The 253-nt window shown below is 58.5% G+C and carries 1 protein-coding gene; it reads left to right on the top strand.

Annotation, left to right across the window (positions count from 1 at the left end):
- Positions 1-23: 23 nt before the first annotated feature.
- Positions 24-253, top strand: a 230-nt coding sequence (locus ACZ2IA_RS23150; protein WP_470294927.1) for a YitT family protein, incomplete at its 3' end; no start/stop codon positions are given.

Below are 253 nucleotides of genomic sequence, written 5' to 3'. Positions count from 1 at the left end.
CCCTGACCGGCGGAACGGCAGGTATGGCCTTTCTGATCCACTATGCCACCCACCTGCCGTTTGGCGTGGTCTTCTTCGTCATTAACCTGCCATTCTACTGGCTCTCTGTCCGGCGGATGGGCGCCGCCTTCACGCTGAAAACCTTCTGCGCGGTCGGACTGGTGTCCCTGTTCTCTGACCTGCACGGTTACTTTATCCATGTCGATCGCCTGAACCCCTATTACGCCACCCTCTTCGGCAACATCATGGTCGG

This window comes from Crenobacter sp. CS_VA4 (genome assembly GCF_055597485.1).
This window is presented reverse-complemented; position numbering and strand designations above follow the sequence as displayed.